The organism is Streptomyces sp. NPDC059668 (assembly GCF_042734135.1).
Taxonomy (GTDB): domain Bacteria; phylum Actinomycetota; class Actinomycetes; order Streptomycetales; family Streptomycetaceae; genus Streptomyces.
In genome coordinates, this window is record NZ_JBHWEL010000069.1 from 42,539 (window position 1) to 49,693 (window position 7,155).

6 protein-coding genes are annotated in these 7,155 nt (G+C 72.0%); 2 read left to right on the forward strand and 4 right to left on the reverse strand.

The genetic code is table 11. The annotated features are described in order from the left end of the window. The first annotated feature begins 127 nt into the window (after window positions 1-127). Window positions 128-1,033, forward strand: a complete 906-nt coding sequence (locus ACFV2J_RS34150; RefSeq protein ID WP_385442295.1) for a hypothetical protein — start codon at window positions 128-130, stop codon at window positions 1,031-1,033. 16 nt (window positions 1,034-1,049) lie between these two features. On the opposite strand, the gene ACFV2J_RS34155 is transcribed toward ACFV2J_RS34150, so the two are convergent. From ACFV2J_RS34155 to ACFV2J_RS34170, 4 genes are all read right to left on the reverse strand, one after another. Continuing rightward, window positions 1,050-2,531 (reverse strand): sensor histidine kinase, encoded by a 1,482-nt coding sequence (locus tag ACFV2J_RS34155; protein ID WP_385084900.1) that lies wholly within the window; start codon window positions 2,529-2,531, stop codon window positions 1,050-1,052. Then, window positions 2,528-3,259: a response regulator transcription factor gene (locus ACFV2J_RS34160; RefSeq protein WP_385084902.1), complete on the reverse strand. Its 732-nt coding sequence runs from the start codon at window positions 3,257-3,259 to the stop codon at window positions 2,528-2,530. Before ACFV2J_RS34160 ends, ACFV2J_RS34155 begins: the two co-directional genes overlap by 4 nt. 159 nt (window positions 3,260-3,418) lie before the next feature. Continuing rightward, entirely contained in the window at window positions 3,419-3,658 is a 240-nt protein-coding gene (locus ACFV2J_RS34165; protein WP_385084904.1) for a hypothetical protein, read from the reverse strand. Window positions 3,659-3,712: 54 nt separating this feature from the next. Next, window positions 3,713-4,918, reverse strand: a complete 1,206-nt coding sequence (locus ACFV2J_RS34170) for a S1C family serine protease (RefSeq protein ID WP_385084905.1) — start codon at window positions 4,916-4,918, stop codon at window positions 3,713-3,715. A 370-nt stretch (window positions 4,919-5,288) separates the two neighbouring features. Here ACFV2J_RS34170 and ACFV2J_RS34175 point away from each other — a divergent pair, with 370 nt between their 5' ends. Further along, entirely contained in the window at window positions 5,289-7,034 is a 1,746-nt protein-coding gene (locus tag ACFV2J_RS34175) for a trypsin-like serine protease (protein WP_385084907.1), read from the forward strand. Window positions 7,035-7,155: the final 121 nt, after the last annotated feature.

The following is a 7,155-nucleotide window of genomic DNA, read 5'->3' on the forward strand; positions in this document are numbered from 1 at the left end:
GCGCGCGCGGCGCCGCCCGCGTCTGCCGCGCCGCGCGGGCGGGGGGGCGCGGCGGAGCCCCCCCCCCGCGCCCCCCCCCCCCCCCCCCGCACGACTCCGTCCGCCGACGTCCGTCCCTGGGGATCCCATGCGTACGAAGATCACATCCACCGTCGCCGCCCACCTGCTGCTCGCCCTCGCCCTCCTCACCGCCGGATGCGGCGGTGAGGAGGGCGGTCACCACGGCGCGCAGGAACGCCGGGAGGACCGTGCCCGCCGGGTCGCCGAGGCCTGGGACGGATCCGCGGCCGCCCGGACCTGGCGCGCCGGCTACCACCCGATGGGTGAGGCGGTGCAGCCACCCGCGGGCGGCTTCCACGCGGGCGCCGACACCCGCGCCTTCACGACGCAGAACTTCGTCCTGCGCGGCACGCTCCCCACTGCCGGGCCCGCGGAGGGGGAGGTGCGCTGGGGGAGCGGTGACCCGCTCGTCCTGCCGCTGACGACGGCACGCGAGGCGTACGCGTCCGTGGCCCGCGGGGGCGACGACGGTCCGCACCTGACGGTGACCGGGGCGAGGCCGGGCGCGATGACCCTGGCCACCAGCCGTGGTCCGGCGACGGTCCCGGCCTGGCTGTTCACCCTGGAGGGGTACGACACCCCGCTCAAGCGGGCCGCCGTCACCCCCTCGACGCTCCCCCGGCCGCCGATCGGGCCGCAGCGGGAGGTGCCCACGAGCGAACTGGCGCCCCTCGCCGGGCTGGTCGAGGTGGCCGGCGACGGCCGGTCGGTCAGGGTGGCGGCCGGGCACGGGTCCTGCGACGACGGCCCCGCCGTGCACGTGCTGGAGACCGGGGGCAGCGTGGTGCTGTCCGCCTTCGTCACCGGGGAGCGCGAAGGCCCCTGCGCCGGTGTGCTGCTGCGCAAGGAGGTGACGGTACGACTGGCCGGGCGGGTCGGTGACCGCGTCCTCCTGGACGCGTTCACGGGCCGGCCCGTGCCCTACGGGGTGCCGAACGGCGCCTCGCCGAGCTGGCACGGGGTGAGTCCGTGAGCATCCCGCTCCGCGGTCACCCCTGGTCGAGGGCCGTCTCCGGCGGCGGTGTGGGCGCTCCCGGTAGCCGGACGGTCACCACCGTGCCGCCGCCCTCGGCCGGCCGCAGGGACACCTCGCCGCCCGCCTGCTGCACCGTCCGCGCCACTATCGACAGCCCCAGACCGGAGCCGGGGAGGGCGCGGGCGGACGGGGAGCGCCAGAAGCGGTCGAAGACGTGCGGGAGTTCCTCGGCGGGGATGCCGGGTCCGTGGTCGCGGACGGTCAGTTCGCCGTTCTTGAGCACGACGTCGACGGCCTCGCCCTCGGGGCTGAACTTCACCGCGTTGTCCAGGATGTTGACGACGGCCCGCTCCAGCGCGGTGGGCTCCGCCCGGACGTACCAGGGCTGGAGGTCCGCCGTGATCGTCAGCTCCGGACCGCGCAGCCGTGCGCGGCGCAGCGCCGCCTCGACCGTGTCCAGGAGCGGCACGGTCAGCACGGTGTTCGCCTGCTGGCCCGTGTCCGAACGCGAGAGTTCCTGGAGGTCACCGATGAGCGCGGCGAGTTCGGTCATCTGGGCCTTGACGGAGGCGAGGAGCGCCTTGCGGTCGGCCGGGGGGATCGGGCGGCCCGTCTCCTCGCTGCGGGTCAGGAGCTCTATGTTCGTACGCAGGGAGGTCAGGGGCGTACGGAGTTCGTGGCCGGCGTCCGCGATGAGCTGCTGCTGCAGTTCGCGGGAGTTGGCCAGCGCGGACGTCATCGAGTTGAAGGAGCGGGTGAGGCGGGCGATCTCGTCCTCGTTGTCCTCCTCGACCGGGATGCGGATCGAGAGGTCCTCCGTGCGGGCCACGTGTTCCACGGCCTCGGTGAGCTTGTCGACGGGACGCAGGCCCGCCCGGGCGACCGCCAGGCCCGCGGCGCCGGCGCCGACCACACCGATCCCGGAGACCAGCAGCAGGACGAGGGCCAGGTCGTTCAGGGTGGACTGGGTGCCCTTGAGGGGGACGGCCACGAGGTAGGCGTGGTCGCTGTACAGCACCCGGGTGTCGGGGAGTTCGCCGGGGAAGTTCCTGACGAAGAGCGGCATCGTCAGGACCCGTACGTCGTTGCCCTTGCTGTCGGTCCCGTTCCGTGGCCTGCCCTGGTGGAGCTGCGGCTGCGGCTGCGGGTGCTTGGCCACGGCCTTGTCACTGTCGGTCACCTCCACCGTGCCCGCCGAGAAGTCGAAGACACAGACGGTTCCGTCCGCGCCGATCACCTGGGCGTAGTCGTCGAAGCGCTGGAAGCCGCTGTCGCTGCGCGGTTCCTTGTGGCAGCCGTCGAGGGCGGCCTGGACCAAGGCGTACTGCTGGGCGGGCCGCTGGTCCTGGAGGTTCTTGTCGATCTCGTCGTACAGCTTTCCCCGCACGATGAACCAGCAGGTCACCGAGACCGCCGCCACCCCGAAGGCCACCGCCGCCGCCACCAGCAGCGCCAGCCGGGAACGGATCGGCAGGGATCTGAACCGTCTGATCACTCCGCGCCGCCCGAGCGGAGCACGTATCCGACCCCTCGCACGGTGTGCACGAGCCGCGGCTCACCACCCGCCTCGGTCTTGCGGCGCAGGTACATGACGTAGACGTCGAGGGAGTTGGAGGACGGCTCGAAGTCGAAGCCCCAGACGGCCTTCAGGATCTGCTCGCGGGTGAGGACCTGGCGCGGGTGCGCGAGGAACATCTCCAGGAGGGTGAACTCGGTGCGGGTCAGTTCCACGGCCCGGCCCGACCGGGTGACCTCGCGCGTCGCGAGGTCCATCCGCAGGTCGCCGAAGGTGAGCGCGTCCTCGTCCGGGGCGGTGCCCGCCGTCGCCGCGTACGAGCTGCGCCGCAGCAGCGCCCGTACCCGGGCGAACAGCTCGTCCAGCTCGAAGGGCTTGACCAGGTAGTCGTCGGCGCCCGCGTCGAGGCCGGTCACCCGGTCACCGACCGTGTCGCGGGCGGTCAGCATGAGGATGGGGGTCGTCGTGCCGGCCCCGCGCATCCGGCGGGCGGCCGTCAGTCCGTCCATCCGGGGCATCTGGATGTCCAGGACGACCAGTTCGGGCTGGTAGGCGGTGGCCTTCTCCAGCGCGTCCGCGCCGTCGACCGCGACCTCGGTGTCGTATCCCTCGAAGGCGAGGCTGCGCTGGAGTGCTTCGCGCACCGCGGGCTCGTCGTCGACGATCAGGATGCGCTGGGGTTCACGGTCGCCTTCGGCGGGGCTCATGGGCGGGAGTCCTCGGGTGCGGTGGGGTGGAGGGTCTGACGGCCTTCAGCGTCGCACGTTTCCGGGTGGGGGCGGAAAGTGTCAGCGGCGGAAGAACCGTCCGAGTCGGTGGGAAAGGCGCCGGATGCGGGAGAAACGTCCCGTACTGCCGTGAAGCGTTCAGCCCGACAGTGCGGTGAGCCTGTTCAGCGGGACCTTGCGGCGGTGCGGGCGGGTGGCGGGGGTGTGCAGGCCCATCAGCTGCGGGACGGCGGCCGGCGGCAGCGCCACCTCGGCCGACCGCGGCACCGGCAGGTGCAGTTCACGGGCCACGGCGAGGGCCAGGTCGAGCCCGGCCGGGCCGTCGCCCTCGCGGGAGTGCGTGACCGGGGAAATCCGAGAGATCCGCTTCCTGATCATGTCGACCTCCTGGGTGTGCTGTCCTGTGCCGCGCTCTCGCCTGGTGCGCTCGCGTCAGCTGTCGGAGCCGCCGGCCCGCAGGTTCGCCAGGTCGGCCTTGACGGTGTTGATCGGGATGGCGAAGCCGAGGCCCACGCTGCCGGCCGTCGACGAGCTGGACGAGGAGTCCGAAGCCGCCGAGTACATCGCGGAGTTGATGCCGACGATGTTGCCGTTCATGTCGATCAGCGCTCCGCCGGAGTTGCCGGGGTTCAGGGACGCGTCGGTCTGGATCGCCTTGTACGTGGTGGTCGAGGAGCCGGTGTCGCCGTTGAACTGGCGGCCGCCGAACGAGAACGGCCACTGGCCGCTGCCGCCGCCCTGCTGTTGCTGCTGGCCCTGGCTCTCGTCGGTGGAGACGGTCACGTCGCGGTCGAGTGCCGAGACGATGCCGCTGGTGACGGTGCCGGTCAGTCCCTCGGGGGAGCCGATCGCGACGACGTCGTCGCCGACCTGCACGCCGTCCGAGTTGCCGAGCGTGGCGACCTTCAGACCGGAGGGCGCGCCCTCCAGCTTGATCAGCGCGAGGTCCTTCTTGCTGTCGGTGCCGAGGACCTTCGCGGTGTAGGACTTTCCGTCGTTCAGCCGCACCTTGATCGCGGAGGCACCCGAGACGACGTGGTTGTTGGTGACGATCTCGCCGCCGGACGTGATGATCACGCCCGAACCGGTGGACGAGCCCGCGTTCGAGGTCGCGCCGACCTCGACGATGCTCGGGCTGACCGCCTGGGCGACCCCGGCGACGGTGCCCCTCTTGGCCGTGGGCACCACGGTGGTGCTGGTGCTGCTGGACGCGGTGTCCTTGCCGGTCAGCTCCTGGATGCCGTACGCGGTGCCACCCCCGATGGCGGCGGCCACGATCGCGACCGCGGCGATCAGGGCCAGCGGGCCCCTCGCGGGCTTCTTCCGCGCGGTCCCGGGCGGCACGGGGGCCGCGGACAGCACCGCGGTGGAGCCGGCCTGCGGCTCGGGGTGTCCCGGGTACGCCGCACCGCCTCCGGCGCCCTGACCGCCGCCCGCGCCGCTGCCGCCCTGACCGGAGCCCGGCCACACGGTGGTGCCCGGTTCGACGGCGACCGGCGGGGCCGGCGCGTACGCCGGCGGGGGCGGCCACTCGGGGTTCACGGGAGAGGGAGCGGAAGCGGGCTGCTGCCGGAGGTACGGGGACTGGTGGTCGTCGCCCTGGGGATACTCGCCGCTGCGGCGGAAGCTCTCGGTCATGACATGAGACTCCCGCGCGATCATGAGAGCTCCCTGAGTCCCCGCTGAGAAGCCCGACAGAACCTCGTATGCCCGATATAAAGCCGCCCGGCCCCCGCGCGGGCCAGGTGAACAAAGGGTTGCGTCAGAGTGATGTCACGGAATGTGACGGACGAATACTTGAATGTCTGCTGTGTAGTACATGTGTTCTGGGGCGGGTGAGGCCTACGATCACCGCGCCGGAGGGGGGCTCCGCGGTGGTGCCTGAAGCGATGAGGGCGGTTGGTCGGCCATGGCCGGCGACCGCCGGCGTCGGTCGGGCCGGTGCGTCGTACGCCCCTTTCGGGCCACTCACGTCATGACACACCCGCACCCATTCCAGGAGCCCTGAGTGATACGTGCTCTGCGCGACCGCTGGAGACGCCCCGTCACGGCGTTGCCCACGGCCGCTCTCGCGTTGGCGCTGACCTGCGCCGGCGCTCTCGCGGCGCAGCCCGCCCAGGCGGCGGACGGACCGTCGCTGCCGACGGTCGGCCAGGCCCAGCCCGTGAAGCCGACCGTCTCCGACAAGGAGCTGCGCAACCGGGTCGCCGAGGCCGTCAAGGACCAGGCGACCCCGGCGACGAGCCCCAAGAAGACGCCGTTCATCATCGGCGGCAGCCAGACGACCATCTCCTCCGCGCCGTGGATGGTCCAGCTCTCCTACTACGACAGCGCGGCCGACACCGGCTACTTCTGCGGCGGCACGCTCGTCGCCCCGAACAAGGTCCTGACGGCCGCCCACTGCGTCGCCGGCCTGAACTGGGTCAAGAACGGCGCGGTGGTGGCCGGTGCCACCGGTCTGCTCGACGACACGACCGGTACGGTCGCGGGCGTCTACCGCCAGTGGAACCACCCGCACTACAACAGCGACACCGTGCAGAACGACATCGCGGTGCTCACCCTGGACCGGCCGCTGGAGCAGCAGTGGCAGCGGCTGGTGGCCGCCGGCGACAGCGCCTCCTACAAGGCGGGCGGCTCCGCCACCGTCTACGGCTGGGGCCTGACCTCCGGCGCCGACGGTGCCGACCTGTCGGCCACGCTGCGCAAGGTGACCCTGCCCGTGGTGGCCGACTCCACCTGCAACAGCGCGATGAACGCGGTCCTCCACGAGGACGACTTCGTCGAGGGCTCGATGTTCTGCGCCGGCACCCCGGCGACCGGCACCGACGAGGGCACCAAGAGCCCCTGCAACGGTGACTCCGGCGGTCCGGTGATCGTCGGCGGCAAGGTCGTCGGCATCGTCTCGTGGGGCGTCGCCGGCTGCACCGCGAAGGGCGCCTACCCCGTCTTCACCAAGGTGTCCTCGTACACCTGGGCCGCGCAGCCGCGCATCGACGACGCGGACCTGACCTTCGACGGCAAGGCCGACCTGCTGGAGCGCACCCCCTCCGGGGGCCTGTTCGAGCAGGACAGCAAGGGCACCTCGCTCGCCGCGCGCGCCTTCCAGAGCAGCGGCTGGCAGAACGCCAGCTGGGGCCTGCAGGCCGACCTGGACCGTGACTTCTTCCAGGACCTGATCATCCGCGACAAGGGTGACGGCAAGCTGTACCGCAGCTACCTGAACCACAGCTCGGACGAGTTCGAGTGGATGCAGATCAGCTCGGTGTGGGGCGGCTACAAGTCGTACGCCATTCCCGGCGACATGACCGGTGACGCCCGCCCCGACCTGGTCGCGGTGGACGCCGACGGTTCGGTCTACCTCTACCCGGGCAAGGGCAACGGCGAGTTCTACGGCCGCGTCAAGGTCGTCAACAAGGCCTGGAAGAACGTCAAGATCTTCGGCCACGGCGACCTGTCCGGCGACGGCCGTGCCGACCTGCTGGTCCGCAACAGCTCCGGCGTCCTGTACCTCTACCGGGGCACGCAGGTCGAGCACACCCCGTGGTCGGCGCGGATCCAGGCGCGTACGGGCTGGAACTTCACCTCGTACGTCTCCAACGGTGACGTCACGGGCGACGGCATCGCCGATGTCATCACCCGCGACTCGGCCGGCAAGCTCTGGCTCTACCCCGGCACCAACAAGGCCTCCAGCAGCCTCTTCGGCTCGCGGGTCAGCCTGGGTTCCGGCTTCAACCAGTACAACCTGCTGTTCTAGCCGGTAGTACGGCAAACGCGTCGGGGGCCCGCGCCGCCGCCGCCGCCGCGCGGGTCTCTGGGTGGGGGGGTAAAATCTGGCGGCGCCCGCGGGGGCCCCCCGGCGCCGCCCACCCCCCCCC